Here is a 13942-nt window from a genome sequence, read left to right as displayed (position 1 = left end):
ACCCTGTGCCTGACATCCACATCCATCGCGAACACCACCTGGGCCTGAAAGAGGCCCGCAAGATCGCCTTCTCCTGGGCCGAGAAGGCCGAGGAAAAATTCGACATGGAATGTGTCTATGAAGAGGGCGACACCGAAGACACGCTCACCTTCACGCGCTCGGGCGTCAAGGGCACGCTGCTCGTGGACGCGCGGCAGTTCGAGATGAAGGCCCAGCTGGGTTTTCTGTTCGGCGCGTTCAAGGACCGCATCGAGGCCGAAATTGGCGAACAGCTCGATGCCCTGCTCAATGCGCCCCACCCCGGCACCCAGAAGCCCGCCACCGACAAGAAGAAACACGCGGCAGAGGCGGGCGCCGGCAAGCCGGGTACCAAGACGGCGGCCAAACCTGCGGCCAAGGCCAAGAAGGCGTAGCCGCCAGGCCCGGACCATGACATCTACCGCCACCGGCACCGCCGCCCACAGCCCGGCGTTCGACACCCTGTCCGCGCTGCTTCACACCCGCTACAGCTGCCGCGCCTTTCTGCCCGAACCCCTGCCGCGCACCACCATGCAAGCCATCCTGGCCACCGCGCAACGCACGGCCTCGTGGTGCAACGCGCAGCCCTGGCAGCTCACCATTGCCAGCGGCGCCACGCTCGAGCGCCTGCGCGGCGCACTGCAATCGCACATGGCCGCGGCAGCCCCTGCGCCCGACCTGCCCTGGCCCCGCGAATACCGGGGCGTGTACCAGGAGCGGCGGCGTGAATGCGGCTGGGGCCTGTACGAAGCCCTGGGCATCACCAAGGGCGACCGCGAGGCCTCGGCGCAACAGGCGGCGCAGAACTTCACGATGTTCGGCGCGCCGCATGTGGCCATCGTCAGCAGCGATGAGGCGCTGGGCGTCTATGGCGCGGTGGACTGCGGCGCGTACGTGTCAAGCTTCATGCTGGCCGCGCACAGCCTGGGCGTGGGCTCCATCGCGCAGGCCGCGCTGGCCTCGTACCCCGGCGTGCTGCGCGAGGTGCTGGGCATCGGCGCGGACCGCACCATCGTCTGCGGCATCTCGTTCGGCCTGGCCGACCCCGCGCACCCCGCCAACCACTTTCGCACCACGCGGGCAGACCCTGCCGACAGCGTGGTGTGGCGCGACTGACGGGGCAGGCACGTCCTCAGGCCGCCGCGCGCAGCAAGGGGCCGCGCGCGTGCAGCACGCCAAACAGGTTCTTGGGGTCGGACAGTTCGGGGATGAGTTCGATGGGCTGGCCCACCCCCAGTTCGGCTGCGGCATGGCGCATGAACCGCAGCGCGGAAAAGTCCTCCAGCGCAAAGCCCACCGAGTCGAACACGGTCACCTGCGCATCGCTGCCGCGGCCCGGCAGGCGGCCCGCCAGCACCTCCCACAACTCGGTCACCGCGAAGTCGGACGGCAGTTGCTGGATATCGCCCTCGATGCGCGTCTGCGGCGCATATTCGACGAACACCTGCGCCTGGCGCAACACGTCGGCATGCAGCTCCGTCTTGCCGGGGCAGTCGCCGCCCACCGCATTGATGTGCATGCCGGGCGCCAGCATGTCCGGCGTGAGGATGGTGGCGTTGGTCTTGTCGGCCGTCACCGTGGTCACGATGTCGGCGCCGCGCACGGCCTCGGCCGCGCTGGCGCAGGCCACGGTGCGCAGGCCGCCGCCCTGCAGGTTGGCCTGCAGCTTGGCGGTGGCGGCCGGGTCGGTGTCGAACAGCCGCAGCGTGTCGATGCCCAGCAGGTGGTGGAACGCCAGCGCCTGGAACTCGCTTTGCGCACCGTTGCCGATGAGCGCCATGGTGCGCGCGCAAGGGCGTGCCAGGGCACGTGCGGCCACCGCCGACATGGCGGCCGTGCGCAGCGCCGTGGTGAGCGTGAGCTCGCTCAGCAGCAGGGGCGCCCCCGTGGCCACGTCGGCCAGCACGCCGAACGCCATCACGGTCGACAGGCCCAGCCGGGTGTTGCGCGGGTGGCCGTTGACGTACTTGAAGGCATACGTCTCCCCGTCGGCGATGGGCATGAGCTCGATCACGCCGTCCCGCGAATGGCTGGCCACGCGCGCCGACTTGTCGAACGCCTGCCAGCGCAGGAAATCGGCATGGATGTTGTCGGCGATGCCGCGCAGGCAGGCCTCGATGCCCTTGCGGCGCACCAGGTCGATGACATCGGGCGCGCTGAGGTACAGGGTGGTGAAGGTGTTCTGGGAACGCATGGTGCTTGTCTCCGTAAGGGATGGGACAAGTTTCCCGGAGCGCCGCAGCAATGTGAATCGCCAGAACTGCCGCATATTGCAGGCCGGGTTGGCGAAACGGCAGCGCAAACTGCCCTTCTGCCCAATCCCGCGCACCACCTCTGTCTCAGCCTCTTCTGGCTACACCTGCCCGTTCAGGCGGCGTGCCGCCTCCAGCACCGGCTTCACGTAGCGCTCGTCATAGCGGTGCGCGGGCATGGTCAGCGTGACCGCCGCCGCCAGGCTGCCATCGGCATGGAACACCGGTGCCGAGATTCCGGCGACCTCGTCGAGCCGGTCGCCCACGCTGGCGGCATAGCCATCGGCCCGGATGCGCGCATGCAGCGCGCGGTCCCGCGCGCCCAGCACGCGCCCGGGCGCCGGATCGAACGCCACCAGCACCCGCCCGCCCGTGCCGCGCTCGAGCGGCAGCAGATCGCCCGCGCGGATGTGGTCGCGCACGGGGTGTGGCGAATCCACCCGGAACTGGCACAGGCGCACGTCCCCCTGGCGCACGTGGTAGGCCGCGCTTTCGCCCGTGGCGGCCACCAGATCGCGCAGCACCGGCAGCACCACCCGGTCGAGGGAGAACGCGGCGGCGTACAGCGCATACAGCCGCGCCACCTCGGGGCCCAGGGCGTAGCGGCCGTCCGCGAGCCGCTGCACCCATCGTGCATGCTCCAGCGATGCGAGCAGGCGCAGCGCCGTGCTCTTGTGCAGCTGCGTGCGCGCGGCCAGTTCCGCGAGCGGCAGGGCACCATCGCCCTGCCGGAACGCACCCAGCAGCGTGAGCGCGCGGTCCACGGCCGCCACGCCGCCCGGGGCGGCATCGGCATCGGCCAGGGATTCATGGGCGGATTTGCGGGGCATGCGGGCGCGGGGTGGGGACAGGACGCAGGGGCGGGGGCTTGACGCGAAAGCGCAAACCGTCAATCATTTCAATAGAAAGAACTTCGTTCCATCTATTAGAACGACAACCCTCCGCAGCGTCAAGCCCCGGCGCTCGGCCAGCCCCGCAGGAATCCGCCCATGCCCGTCCCCGACATCCTCATCAGCGAAGTAGGCCCGCGCGACGGCCTGCAGTCCGTGAAAGCCACCATGCCCACGCAGCACAAGCTGCGCTGGATCGACGCGCTCGTGGCGGCGGGCCTGCGCGAAATTGAAGTCGGCTCCTTCGTGCCCGCGCGGCTGCTGCCGCAGATGGCCGACGTGGCCGAGGTGGTGCGCCACGCGCTCAACCACCCCGGCATCACCGTGATGGCCCTGGTACCCAACCTGCGCGGCGCCGAGGCCGCGCTGGCCAGCGGCGTGCACAAGATCACGCTGCCCGTGTCGGCCAGCGCGGCGCATTCACAGGCCAATGTGCGCAAGAGCCCGGACGCCATGGTGGACGAGCTGCGCGCCATCACCCGCCTGCGCGCCGAGACCGCGCCGCAGGTGCTGGTGGAAGTGGGCATTTCCACCGCGTTCGGCTGCACGCTGCAGGGCGAAGTGCCCGAGGACGACGTGATCCGCCTGGCCGCCAGTTGCGTGGCGGCAGGCGTGGACGAGGTCGGCCTGTCGGACACCACCGGCATGGCCAACCCCGCGCAGGTGCGCCGCCTGTTCACGCGGCTGCGCAGCGAGATCGGCCCGCACGCGGGCGCGGCCCACATGCACAACACGCGCGGCCTGGGCCTGGCCAACTGCCTGGCCGCATACGACGTGGGCGTGCGCACCTTCGACGCATCGCTGGGCGGCCTGGGCGGCTGCCCCTATGCGCCCGGAGCCTCCGGCAACGTGGTCACCGAAGACCTGGTGTTCATGTTCGAGGCCATGGGTCTGTCCACAGGTGTGGACCTGCACAAGCTCTTCGCGGCCCGCATGCCGCTGCAGGCGGGGCTGCCCGGCGAACCGGTCTACGGGATGACGCCCGAAGCGGGCCTGCCCAAGGGCTGGACCCAGGAGACACCACATGCCTGAAAACAACGAGAGCGCCCCAGGCTGCGGCCGGACCGCCCTGCCCTACACCGGCATCCGCGTGGTGGAGTTCACCCACATGGTCATGGGCCCCACCTGCGGCCTGGTGCTGGCCGACCTGGGGGCCGAGGTCATCAAGGTCGAGCCCATCGGCCATGGCCGCGAGGGCGATGCCACGCGCAAGCTGCGCGGGTCGGGGGCGGGATTCTTCCCGCTGTTCAACCGCAACAAGAAGAGCCTGGCGCTGGACCTGGAAACCCCCGAGGGCAAGGAGGCGGTGCTGCGCCTGATCGCCACGGCCGACATCGTGAGCGAGAACTTCAAGCCCGGCACCATGCAGAAGCTGGGACTGGACTACGCGAGCCTGAAGGCCCTGAACCCGCGCCTCATCTACGTGAGCCACAAGGGCTTTCTGCCCGGCCCGTACGACCACCGCACCGCGCTCGACGAGGTGGTGCAGATGATGGGCGGCCTGGCCTACATGACCGGCCGGCCCGGCGACCCGCTGCGCGCGGGCACCAGCGTGAACGACATCATGGGCGGCATGTTCGGCGCGATCGGCGCCATGGCCGCGCTCGCACAGCGCGAGAAGACCGGGCGCGGCCAGGAGGTGCAGAGCGCGCTGTTCGAGAACAACGTGTTCCTCGTCGCGCAGCACATCATGCAGTTCGCCGTCACCGGCCAGCCCGCCGCCCCCATGCCCGCTCGCATCTCGGCCTGGGCGATCTACGACGTGTTTCAGGTGAAGGACGGCGAGCAGATCTTCCTGGCCGTGGTGAGCGATGGCGCCTGGGCGGTGTTCTGCGATGCCTTCGGCTTTGCCGACCTGAAGGCCGACCCGCGCCTGGCCAGCAACAACGACCGCGTGCGCGAACGCGCCTGGATGATGCCGCTGCTGCGCGAGCGGCTCGCGCCCTACAGCGCCGCGCACCTGGCCGACGTGTTCGAGCGCCACGCCCTGCCCTTTGCGCCCATCACGCGGCCAGAGGACCTGCTCACCGACCCGCACCTGAACGCCACCGGCGCCCTGGCCCCCATGACCCTGCCCGACGGCCGCGCCACCCAGACGGTGCTGCTGCCGCTGGCCATGGACGGCCAGCGCCCCGGCGTGCGCCTCTCGCCGCCCCGGGTGGGTGAGCACAATGCGGAGCTGCTGGCCGAGCTGGGTTACGACGCTATAAAAATTGAAGCGCTTGGCGCTTACCCAGCAAGCGGTAGCGCCTGATTTTTCTCTGGTTGCTGAGGACCTGCCAAAAAACAAGCGGCCGAGGCCGCTTGTTTTTGACTCCGCCAGCCCGCCCACCAAGGGGCAGGGCCCAGACCAGTGTCACCGTGGAACCGGCTTTGCCGGGCCACCGGTGGCGTGTCCCCCCTGAGGGGGAAGGCGCGCAGCGCCTCAGGGGGCTACTGGAGTGACGTGATCAGGTCGACATATTGCTGCTTGGCGGCATCCGCTTCAGTGCCCTTGAGCTTTTCCCACGCGTCCCATTTGGCACGGCCCACCATGTCGGAGAAGCTGGGCTTCTTCTCGGTGTTGTCGCCCGCGGTGGCCTGCTTGTACAGCGCGTAGATCTTGAGCAGCGTGGCGTTGTCGGGGCGCTCGCTGAGGTTCTTGGAATTGGCTACGGCGGCTTCGAAGGTGGCGTTCAGGTCGGCCATGTCGGTTGCTCCTTGGATGGAAAACAAAAGAAGGGGAAGGGGGAGGGAAAGAACGGTGTCGGCAAGGGTTTGCTGCGTTGTATCTTACGGGCTGCGCACCGCGCCAAGCGGTGCCATCCATAGAGGCAAGCCCCCAAAAACAACCACAACAGGTGTACATCTGATGGTGACCCGCATCCCAGCCCCCCGCGCCCCGGCCACCGAAGGCGCCGCCAGCCCCCTGCGCAAGGTGCGCGCCCAGGCCCCCGACGTGGCCCGCCGCGCGGCCCAGGCCCTTCCGCCCGCCGCGCGCAAGGCCGCCGGCGTGGTGCAAAAGAACGTGCGGCGTGCCGCCACCGGCATGCTGGGCCTCTCGGGCGAACGCATGAGCAAGGTCGACACGGCCTGGCTGCGCATGGACTCGGCCAGCAACCTGATGATGATCAACGGCGTGTGGACGCTCTCTCCCGGCATCGGCTGGGACGCGCTGTGCGAGCGCGTGCAGCAGCGCCTGCTGCAGTACCCGCGCTTTCGCCAGCGCGTGGTGGAGGACGCGGCCGGGGCCACCTGGGTGGAAGACCGCCAGTTCGACATCGCCGCCCATGTGCTGCGCGAGACGCTGCCCCGCACCCCCGGACAGAGCATGCAGCGCGCCCTGCAGGACCGCGTGGGCGAGCTGGCCATGCAGCCGCTGGACGCGCGCCGCCCGCTGTGGCAGATGCACCTGATCGAGGACTTCGTGGGCGACGACGGCCAGCCCGGCAGCGCCCTCGTGGTGCGCATCCACCACTGCATCGCGGACGGCATCGCGCTGATCTCGGTGACCATGTCGCTGGTCGATGGCGGTGCCGAGCCCCCCAGGCGCAAGTCCCGTGCGGACAAGGAGGCCGCCACGGCAGAGGACTGGATCGCCGACACGCTCATCAAGCCTTTCACCGGCATGACCGTGAAAGCGCTCGATATGGCCGGCGACAGCGCGGCCAGGTCGCTGCAGATGCTGGGCGACCCCGAGAAGGCGATGCAGAACGGCCTGTCGGGCACCCTGGACATGGCGCGCGTGGCCTACCAGCTGGTGAGCGACGCGGCCGCCCTGGCGCTGATGCCCGACGATTCACCCACGCGCCTGAAGGGCCAGCCCGGCCAGGCCAAGCGCGTGGCGTGGTGCCCGCCCATCCCGCTGGAGGAGGTCAAGGCCATCGGCAAGGCGCTCAACTGCTCGATCAACGACGTGCTGCTGTCCTGCGTGGCCGGCGCCATCGGCGGCTACCTGCGCAGCCAGGGCGACGACCCCACGGGGCAGGAGATCCGCGCCATGATCCCCGTGAACCTGCGCCCCATGGAAGAGGCCTGGAAGCTGGGAAACCGCTTCGGCCTGGTGCCGCTGGTGCTGCCCATCGGCATGGCCAACCCGGTGGAGCGCGTGTACGAGGTGCGCAAGCGCATGAATGCGCTCAAGGGCAGCACCCAGCCCATCCTCGCGTTCGCGATGCTCGCCGTGGCGGGCCTGATGATCAAGCCCGCGCAGGACGCGCTGCTCAACCTGTTCGGCCGCAAGACCACGGCGGTCATGACCAATGTGCCGGGGCCCAAGGAGCAGCTCACGCTGTGCGGCGCGCGCGTCACGCAGTGCATGTTCTGGGTGCCGCAGTCGGGGGACATCGGCCTGGGGGTTTCCATCCTGAGCTATGGCGGCGGCGTGCAGTTCGGCGTGATCACCGACACCACGCTGTGCCCCGAGCCGCAGCGCATCATCGACGCGTTCGCGCCCGAGTTCGACCAGCTCTCGCTGCTCACGCTGATGCTGCCCTGGGGCGAATGAAGCGGCACCCTGTGACGCTGCGCGGCCTGGCGGCCCTGGCACGGCGGCCGCGGATGAAGGCCGCCGCACTGCTGGCGGCGCTGTGGGCCGCTGTGCCCCTGGCGCAGGCCGCCGTGCGCGAGGAGCATGCCGAGCGCCCGTACGCCGTGCATGCGGAGCCTGGCGACACGCTGCGCCAGGCGCTGAACGCGGCCACGCCCATCGTCACGGACGGCCAGCGCTTTCACGGCCACACCCGCTGGAACGTGCGCTGGACCTTCCGCTGGGGGCGCGAGGCCTCGTCGGGCGAATGCCGCATCACCGAGGTCACCACACGGCTGCGCACCGAGGTGCAGCTGCCCGAGCTGCGGCGCGCCACGCCGGCGCAGCGGGCGCTGTTCGACCGCTACCTGCCGGCCCTGTCACGCCACGAGCAAGGCCATGTGCAGTTCGGGCGCAACGCCGCCCGCGCCATCGACCAGGGCATTGCGCAGCTGCCCGCCGCGCCGGACTGCGCCACGCTGGAGCGCCAGGCCAACGCGCTGGGCCACCGCCTGCTGCGCGAACACGCCGAGCGCGAGAAGCAATACGACAACGACACGCGCCACGGCGCATCGCAAGGCGCCAGGCTGGAGTGAGCGGATCATCGCCCGGCCTCGGCCAGGCTAGCCCCGCACCGCGCTGCGGAAAGCCGCGGACAGCGCCGTCAGGGCGTCGCGCGGGCGGCCGTCCCTGATGCGGGTGTGCAGCAGCACGGGCAGGCGGGGCAGTGCGGGCAGCGCAAGGCGCGTGCCGACGTCCACCGCGCCCAGGGGCAGCATGCGCGGGGCCAGCGCCGCCACCCCCAGCCCGGCCATCACGGCCGCGGCCACCGCCGCCACGCCGCCGCCCACAAACACCTCGGCCCAGGCCATGCCGGCGGCATCCAGCGACCGCCCCGCCATCGCGCGCACGCCACAGGGCTCGGCCAGCGTGGCCAGGGGAAGGGGTTCGCCCGCGCGGTGCTGCCAGCCGGGGGCCGCGAGCCAGCCGAACTGCTCTTCGGCCAGCAGCTCGCCGTCGCTGCGGCCCACGTGCATGCGGGCCAGCACCGCATCCAGCTCGCGCCGGTCGTAGGCTTGCAGCAGGTCGCCGGACGAGCCGATCCGGATCTCGATCAGGAGCTGCGGGTCCTGCGCGTTCATGCGGGCGATCAGCGCGGGCAGCTCGGGCCCGGCCACGTGGTCGCTGATGCCGATGGTCAGGCGCTGGCGCGCCTGAGCGAACGTGGCGAGCGCGCGGTCGTGCACGGCCAGGAGTTCACGGGCGTGTTCCAGAAAGGCGGCGCCCCGCGCGGACAGCTGCACATGCCGGGGCGTGCGCTCGATGAGCCGGCAGCCCAGGCGGGCCTCCAGCCGCTGGAGCTTGAGGCTCATCGCGGCCTGCGCCGTGCCCATGGCCTCGGCGGCGCGCGTGAAGCTGCCCAGCTCGGCAATGCGCACGAAGGCCTCGACGGCATCCAGATCCAGGGATCGCTCAACCATTTGAATTTGATATCTCTGAAATAGATATCCATAGCATATTCATATGGATAGCATTTCGCCAGCTTCTTCTTTTGTTGTTCAAAAAGGATCTTGCGATGCCCCTCATCCACATTGCCATGCGCGCCGGAAAGCCCGCGGCCTACCGCCAGGCGATCTTCGACACGCTGTACCGCGCCCTGCGCGAAACCTTCAACGTGCCCGAGGACGACCAGTTCATGACCATCTCCGAGCACGAGGCCGCGAACTTCCGCTACAGCCCCACCTACCTGGGCGTGGTGCGCAGCGACGACGTGGTGTTCATCCAGATCACCGCCAACAACACGCGCACTCTGGAGCAGAAGAAGGCGCTGTTTGCGCGCATCGCGCAGCTGCTCGGGGAAAGCCCGGGCCTCAGGCCCGAGGATGTGTTCGTGAACATCGTGGAGGTCGCCAAGGAGAACTGGTCCTTCGGGCATGGCCTGGCGCAGTACGCGTAGCCATCCCTTCCACGGCGCTGCGTGTCGTGGGCGGCGGTGAAGGCGGGTCGGCACGGCACCTGCGAACCAGCCGCCGGGCGGGGTGAACGGGCCGCCATGGCGGCCCGCCGCGTTCAGGACGCCGAGCAGGTAAAGCTCTCGGCCTTGGCGGGGTCGCCCATGCCGTTGTAGCGCGGGAACTTGGGGTACTCGCACACCGGGCGCTGGGCCAGGGGGGTGCTGGTGCCGGGGGCAAATTTCGTTGCCACCAGCTTGTCGGGGGCCGCGCCTTTTTCCACCCAGGCGTCCATGGCAGCGAGCAGGTCGATGGAACGCGGCTCGGTGCCCGCCCCGTCCAGGTCATGCCCGTTGGAAGGCGAGGTGACCATGCGCGCAAAGCCCTGCACCTTGCTCGCGCCCAGGCGCTGCTTCACCGTGTCGAAGTATTCCGCCGTGCGGTACACCGACACGCAGGTGTCGCCCAGGCCATACCAGATCAGCAGCTTGCCACCGTTGTCGGCAAAGGCGGAGATGTCCGGGTCGGTACCGTCGATCATCTCGGCCAGCCGCAGATATTTCGCCTGGTACTGGGTCGGGTCGTGCGTCAGGATGCTGGCGTTGGGGTTGCCCTCCACCAGGCGCGCGGCTTCCGTCACGGCCATGTGGTTGAACGAGTCGGGGTTCTCAAAACTGGTACCGAACATGTACGACTGCCAGTCCGAGGTGGACGCGCCGCCCCGGCCGTAGCGCGGATAGCCCACGGCACCGCGCGACAGGGTCACGGGCGTCTTGTGGTCGCTGTAGATGAGGCGGATGGATTCGATCTGGCCGGCCGTCAGGCAGCTGTCGTTGTCGGCGCCCTGGCACAGCAGGTCGGTGGGCACGTAGTTGCATGCCGCGACGTTGCCGATGATGCCGTCCTTCAGGCCATCGAGACCATCACACGCGGCCGTCTCGGCCTTGGCATACAGCGCGATCTTGGCCGAGCTCATCCAGTTCTCGCGGCTCTTGAAGATGTGGTGCAGCACCGTGGGACCCAGGTTGACCTGGTGCGCCTGCTGGCTGATGGCGGGCTCCATGGCCACCACGCCGTCGTAGTCCTTGGGGTACTTCTGCGTGGAGATCAGACCCGAGCGACCGCCGTTGGAGTGGCCCATGTGGTAGCGCCGCACGGGGCGCTTGCCGTAGAACTCCGTGGCGATGGTGGTGCCAATCTCCAGCACGAAGTGGTTGGCATCGAACGCATGGTTGCGCAGCGCCACATCGCTGTTGCCCCAGGCAAAGCCGCGCACCTGGTGGCCAGAGTCGGAACTGATCTTCACATAGGGATTGGCCGATGGACCCACGAGCTGCTGGTACCACGGGTCATCGGTCGGAATGAACCCGTCGAACCCACCGCCGCCAATCGTCAGCGTCTTGCCGTTCCACTGCGCCAGCGTGGGCAGCTCCACCGCCCAGTTGATCGTCGACTCGGGCGAGGACACGATCTGGCCGCGCACGATGCAGGCGTCCGGGAGCGTGCCCTCGGCCTTGCGCAACTCGGTGCGCGTGACCTTGGCGCCATGGGGCAAGGCGGTGGAGGTGTAGGCGGCGCAGGCCTCGGCCAGGGGCCTGCTGGCCAGGGGCGCGGGGGCATCGCCGCCGCCGCCGCAGGCCGTCAGCGCCACGGCGGCAAGGGCAGTCAGGGTGCAGGCGGCCCACCGCCCCGGGGAGGCACGGTGGTGGACGCGGCGATGGGGTGCCACGCCGGCAAGGAATGGAATCGGGAACATGCGGGAGTCTCCAGTGATGGTGGTTTTCAAGAGCCCAGGCACTGGCAGCAGCAGCAGGACGGCCGCCACCGCAGCCCTTGTGGCTCCGGTGGGGACGATAGGAAAAGAAGGCACCCTTGCAGCCCCTGCAAATGCAGAGGGCCCGGGAAACTACCGAGCAGGCCTGGCTACCCGTTGCGCAGCGCCGCCACCAGCGCCAGCTTGTTGTTCACCCCCAGCACGGCGTAGGCGGTGCGCAGGTAGGTGCGCACGGTGGCGGGGGTGAGCCCCAGGGTGGCGGCGATGTCCTTGTGGGAACGCCCCTGGGCGTAGAGCATGGCGGCGCTCAGCTCGCGCGGGGCCAGTGGGGACTTCTGGTGGCGCGATGCCATGCTGACAGCCACCAGCGGACCGCAGGGTTCGAGCCGCAAGCGGCAGGACTTGCCCACCAACAGGCTGCAGGGAGCACGTGGCAGGGCCTGCAGAACCTCCAGCGGCACGCGGGTTCCCGTCCAGCCGGGGCACGCCTCGCCCAGCGCCATGCTGATGCGCAGGCCCGCAAACAGCAGCTCTCCCGAGGGCTCCGCCAGCGCAAAGCTGTCCCAGGGACGGCTGGCGGACTCGCTCTGCAGCCGCTGCAGCACGTGGTGCCAGTGCTGCAGCAGATGCACCACAAATTCGCCAAACAACACGGTCTCTTCGTCGGTGAATTCCGAACGCGCCTGCGGGCGGTACACCGAGACAAAAAACATCAGTCCGCTGTGGGGCAGCTCGGCGGTGAGCGCCATGCAGTGGTACAGGCCATGGCGCTGGCTGAACGCCACCACCTCGGGGTGTTCCACGATATCGCCCACCACATCGCGCTCGCGGATCACCACGCCCAGCCGGGTCATGGACTGGCGCGCGAACTCGTCCACCGCGGACAGTTCGTTCCATTCCTGCGCAAAGCTCTGGCTCAGGCCGATGCTGCCATGCAGCCAGTTGCGCGGACCGGTGTGCACATCGCCGGCCGACACCTCGCCCCACCAGGCCGCGTCGAAGGGGACCAGCTCCCGCAGCGTCTGCAAGGCCTGGTGCAGCATGTCCTGCGGCGGCGCTTGCTGCGCCCCCCGCGCCAGCGCGAGCAGGCTGCGGCTGAGCGCCCGCAAGGCATCGGCGGGGCCGCGCCCGCCCGTTGCGGAAGGGGGCATGCTCATCGGCATACCGCCGGGGCGTCTTGCGCTGCGCGAAGCGCGTCGTCTGCGTGGGCCATGGCGCCAGTCTCCTGTTTTTTCAGGCGATGGTAGCGGCCGCCACCCCAAGCCCCCCCCGAGGCGGCGGCAGGTGCGTGCGCAGCCCGCTACGCGGCTGCAGCCCGCGCCGGCGCAAATGCTATCATTTTTATAGCTTTCTGCGCTTATTCACAAAGCGCCAGCGGCCAATTCCATTCCATTCAGCGTGCCAGCCCATCCACCGCCTGGAACATCGACTGCCGCGCCTGGCTGATGATCTGGCCCTTCCATTCATCGGTGTCGGTGTAGAACGCCGCCAGCATCTGCGCCTTGATCTGCGCGGCCTTGTCGGCGGGGGTGCCGGGGTGCAGGTTGAGCCACTGCTCGGCGCGAATCGCGTTCATCACATCGAGCACGGGTACGGTACCGTATTCCATGGCGATGCCGGTGTACTCGGCATGCGGGCATTCGTCGTAGATCGAGGTCCACATGAGGCCGGTGAGGAAGGCCGAGGTGGACGAGCCGTCATAGATGGAGGTGACCGGCGTGGCGCCGCCGCCATCCCACCAGGCGCGTGCGCGCGCCACGGCCACATCGTCGTCGTTGCCGGCGTAGATGCGCTCGCCATGGCCGCTGGGGCCCAGGCCCGTGTGCAGGTCGATCCACGCGATGTGCGACGCGCCCGCGCCATGCTGGCGCAGCACCTGGCGCAGCGTGCGGTTGCTCCAGGTGGGCTCGGTGCCGCCAAAGAACAGGCCTTGCGGAAACTCGTGCTGGCCCCGCGAGATGGCGGCCTGCCAGGCCGCCTCACCCTTGGTGCCGATGTACTGCTGCACGGCGGCGGCATTCTCGGGCAACGGGGGCCACGCCTCGGGCAGCAGCAGCGGCTGGACTTCGCGGTAGGCCTCGTTCACGGGCAGGGGCTTTGAAAAGTCCTGGAAGTTGCGGTTCAGGTCCACGTTCTCGTGGGTGAAGCGGCGCACGTGCGAAAAACCATAGGGGTTGAGCGCGTGGATGTAGAGCGTGGCCACGCCGGCCGCGCGCGCCTTGTCGCGCCACTCCTGATCGTGCAGCGCAAACACCTGCACGCCGCTGCCGCAGTAGCCTTCCACGCCGTGGCAGGCGCTGCTCACAATGAGCAGCCTGGTCGCATCGGCCGGGCCGTCGCGCACCACGTCCATGGCCAGGTCTTCGCCGTCGCGCCCTTTGAGCGGGTGGGCGTGCGATTCGATGGGCAGGCCCGCAGCGGCCGCGGCCTCCAGAAATTTCTTGCGGGCCTGGGCGTAGCTGGGCGAAAAGGCGCGGGCGATGCCGATCATGGGCGGTGGCTTTCGTGGGTGGGTTGGAAACAAGAGAAAAGAAAGCCCGGGCACGCAG

14 protein-coding genes are annotated in these 13942 nt (G+C 69.2%); 7 read left to right on the top strand and 7 right to left on the bottom strand.

Annotated features, from left to right (window positions below; translation table 11 throughout):
- Window positions 1–5 precede the first annotated feature (5 nt).
- Both ACAM51_RS16790 and ACAM51_RS16785 read left to right on the top strand, forming a co-directional pair.
- Window positions 6–413: a polyhydroxyalkanoic acid system family protein gene (locus ACAM51_RS16790; protein ID WP_369641254.1), complete on the top strand. Its 408-nt coding sequence runs from the start codon at window positions 6–8 to the stop codon at window positions 411–413.
- Between the two features lie 16 nt (window positions 414–429).
- Entirely contained in the window at window positions 430–1134 is a 705-nt protein-coding gene (locus ACAM51_RS16785) for a nitroreductase (protein ID WP_369641253.1), read from the top strand.
- Window positions 1135–1150: 16 nt separating this feature from the next.
- Here the strand turns inward: ACAM51_RS16785 and ACAM51_RS16780 are convergent, their stop codons facing one another.
- The gene (locus ACAM51_RS16780) at window positions 1151–2212 is read right to left on the bottom strand and encodes an ornithine cyclodeaminase (protein WP_369641252.1); all 1062 of its coding nucleotides are present in this window, start codon (window positions 2210–2212) and stop codon (window positions 1151–1153) included.
- A 159-nt stretch (window positions 2213–2371) separates the two neighbouring features.
- Window positions 2372–3100 carry an IclR family transcriptional regulator gene (locus ACAM51_RS16775; RefSeq protein WP_369641251.1) on the bottom strand — a complete coding sequence of 243 codons (729 nt, stop codon included), beginning with the start codon at window positions 3098–3100 and terminating at the stop codon, window positions 2372–2374.
- Between the two features lie 159 nt (window positions 3101–3259).
- Here ACAM51_RS16775 and ACAM51_RS16770 point away from each other — a divergent pair, with 159 nt between their 5' ends.
- Both ACAM51_RS16770 and ACAM51_RS16765 read left to right on the top strand, forming a co-directional pair.
- Window positions 3260–4192: a hydroxymethylglutaryl-CoA lyase gene (locus ACAM51_RS16770; protein WP_369641250.1), complete on the top strand. Its 933-nt coding sequence runs from the start codon at window positions 3260–3262 to the stop codon at window positions 4190–4192.
- Window positions 4185–5414: a CaiB/BaiF CoA transferase family protein gene (locus ACAM51_RS16765; protein WP_369641249.1), complete on the top strand. Its 1230-nt coding sequence runs from the start codon at window positions 4185–4187 to the stop codon at window positions 5412–5414. Before ACAM51_RS16770 ends, ACAM51_RS16765 begins: the two co-directional genes overlap by 8 nt.
- A 179-nt stretch (window positions 5415–5593) precedes the next feature.
- On the opposite strand, the gene ACAM51_RS16760 is transcribed toward ACAM51_RS16765, so the two are convergent.
- Window positions 5594–5848 carry an acyl-CoA-binding protein gene (locus ACAM51_RS16760; RefSeq protein WP_218297272.1) on the bottom strand — a complete coding sequence of 85 codons (255 nt, stop codon included), beginning with the start codon at window positions 5846–5848 and terminating at the stop codon, window positions 5594–5596.
- Between the two features lie 163 nt (window positions 5849–6011).
- On the opposite strand from ACAM51_RS16760, the gene ACAM51_RS16755 reads away from it, so the two are divergent.
- Together ACAM51_RS16755 and ACAM51_RS16750 are read left to right on the top strand one after the other, a co-directional pair.
- Window positions 6012–7646 carry a wax ester/triacylglycerol synthase family O-acyltransferase gene (locus ACAM51_RS16755; RefSeq protein WP_218297273.1) on the top strand — a complete coding sequence of 545 codons (1635 nt, stop codon included), beginning with the start codon at window positions 6012–6014 and terminating at the stop codon, window positions 7644–7646.
- Window positions 7643–8263 (top strand): DUF922 domain-containing Zn-dependent protease, encoded by a 621-nt coding sequence (locus tag ACAM51_RS16750; protein ID WP_369641248.1) that lies wholly within the window; start codon window positions 7643–7645, stop codon window positions 8261–8263. The genes ACAM51_RS16755 and ACAM51_RS16750 overlap by 4 nt, the downstream gene beginning before the upstream one ends.
- 27 nt (window positions 8264–8290) lie before the next feature.
- Here the strand turns inward: ACAM51_RS16750 and ACAM51_RS16745 are convergent, their stop codons facing one another.
- Window positions 8291–9148: a LysR family transcriptional regulator gene (locus tag ACAM51_RS16745; RefSeq protein ID WP_369641247.1), complete on the bottom strand. Its 858-nt coding sequence runs from the start codon at window positions 9146–9148 to the stop codon at window positions 8291–8293.
- 95 nt (window positions 9149–9243) lie between these two features.
- Between ACAM51_RS16745 and ACAM51_RS16740 the strand changes: the two genes are divergently transcribed.
- A complete protein-coding gene (locus ACAM51_RS16740) occupies window positions 9244–9624 on the top strand; it encodes a tautomerase family protein (protein WP_369641246.1) in 381 nt (126 codons plus the stop codon).
- A gap of 113 nt (window positions 9625–9737) precedes the next feature.
- On the opposite strand, the gene ACAM51_RS16735 is transcribed toward ACAM51_RS16740, so the two are convergent.
- The 3 genes from ACAM51_RS16735 to ACAM51_RS16725 all read right to left on the bottom strand — a co-directional run bounded on the left by ACAM51_RS16735 (window position 9738) and on the right by ACAM51_RS16725 (window position 13884).
- Entirely contained in the window at window positions 9738–11375 is a 1638-nt protein-coding gene (locus tag ACAM51_RS16735) for a tannase/feruloyl esterase family alpha/beta hydrolase (RefSeq protein ID WP_369641245.1), read from the bottom strand.
- Window positions 11376–11542: 167 nt separating this feature from the next.
- Complete coding sequence (locus tag ACAM51_RS16730) at window positions 11543–12544, bottom strand: response regulator transcription factor (protein ID WP_369641244.1); 1002 nt, start codon at window positions 12542–12544, stop codon at window positions 11543–11545.
- A gap of 242 nt (window positions 12545–12786) precedes the next feature.
- A complete protein-coding gene (locus ACAM51_RS16725) occupies window positions 12787–13884 on the bottom strand; it encodes a M14 family metallopeptidase (RefSeq protein WP_218297277.1) in 1098 nt (365 codons plus the stop codon).
- Window positions 13885–13942 lie beyond the last annotated feature (58 nt).

The organism is Acidovorax sp. A79 (genome assembly GCF_041154505.1).
Lineage (GTDB): Bacteria > Pseudomonadota > Gammaproteobacteria > Burkholderiales > Burkholderiaceae_C > Acidovorax.
This window is presented reverse-complemented; position numbering and strand designations above follow the sequence as displayed.

Coding starts and splice junctions, on each gene's coding strand:
- ACAM51_RS16785 (WP_369641253.1), top strand. CDS start 430: ATGACATCTACCGCCACCGGCACCGCCGCCCACAGCCCGGCGTTCGAC.
- ACAM51_RS16780 (WP_369641252.1), bottom strand. CDS start 2,212: ATGCGTTCCCAGAACACCTTCACCACCCTGTACCTCAGCGCGCCCGAT.
- ACAM51_RS16775 (WP_369641251.1), bottom strand. CDS start 3,100: ATGCCCCGCAAATCCGCCCATGAATCCCTGGCCGATGCCGATGCCGCC.
- ACAM51_RS16770 (WP_369641250.1), top strand. CDS start 3,260: ATGCCCGTCCCCGACATCCTCATCAGCGAAGTAGGCCCGCGCGACGGC.
- ACAM51_RS16765 (WP_369641249.1), top strand. CDS start 4,185: ATGCCTGAAAACAACGAGAGCGCCCCAGGCTGCGGCCGGACCGCCCTG.
- ACAM51_RS16760 (WP_218297272.1), bottom strand. CDS start 5,848: ATGGCCGACCTGAACGCCACCTTCGAAGCCGCCGTAGCCAATTCCAAG.
- ACAM51_RS16755 (WP_218297273.1), top strand. CDS start 6,012: ATGGTGACCCGCATCCCAGCCCCCCGCGCCCCGGCCACCGAAGGCGCC.
- ACAM51_RS16750 (WP_369641248.1), top strand. CDS start 7,643: ATGAAGCGGCACCCTGTGACGCTGCGCGGCCTGGCGGCCCTGGCACGG.
- ACAM51_RS16745 (WP_369641247.1), bottom strand. CDS start 9,148: ATGGTTGAGCGATCCCTGGATCTGGATGCCGTCGAGGCCTTCGTGCGC.
- ACAM51_RS16740 (WP_369641246.1), top strand. CDS start 9,244: ATGCCCCTCATCCACATTGCCATGCGCGCCGGAAAGCCCGCGGCCTAC.
- ACAM51_RS16735 (WP_369641245.1), bottom strand. CDS start 11,375: ATGTTCCCGATTCCATTCCTTGCCGGCGTGGCACCCCATCGCCGCGTC.
- ACAM51_RS16730 (WP_369641244.1), bottom strand. CDS start 12,544: ATGCCCCCTTCCGCAACGGGCGGGCGCGGCCCCGCCGATGCCTTGCGG.
- ACAM51_RS16725 (WP_218297277.1), bottom strand. CDS start 13,884: ATGATCGGCATCGCCCGCGCCTTTTCGCCCAGCTACGCCCAGGCCCGC.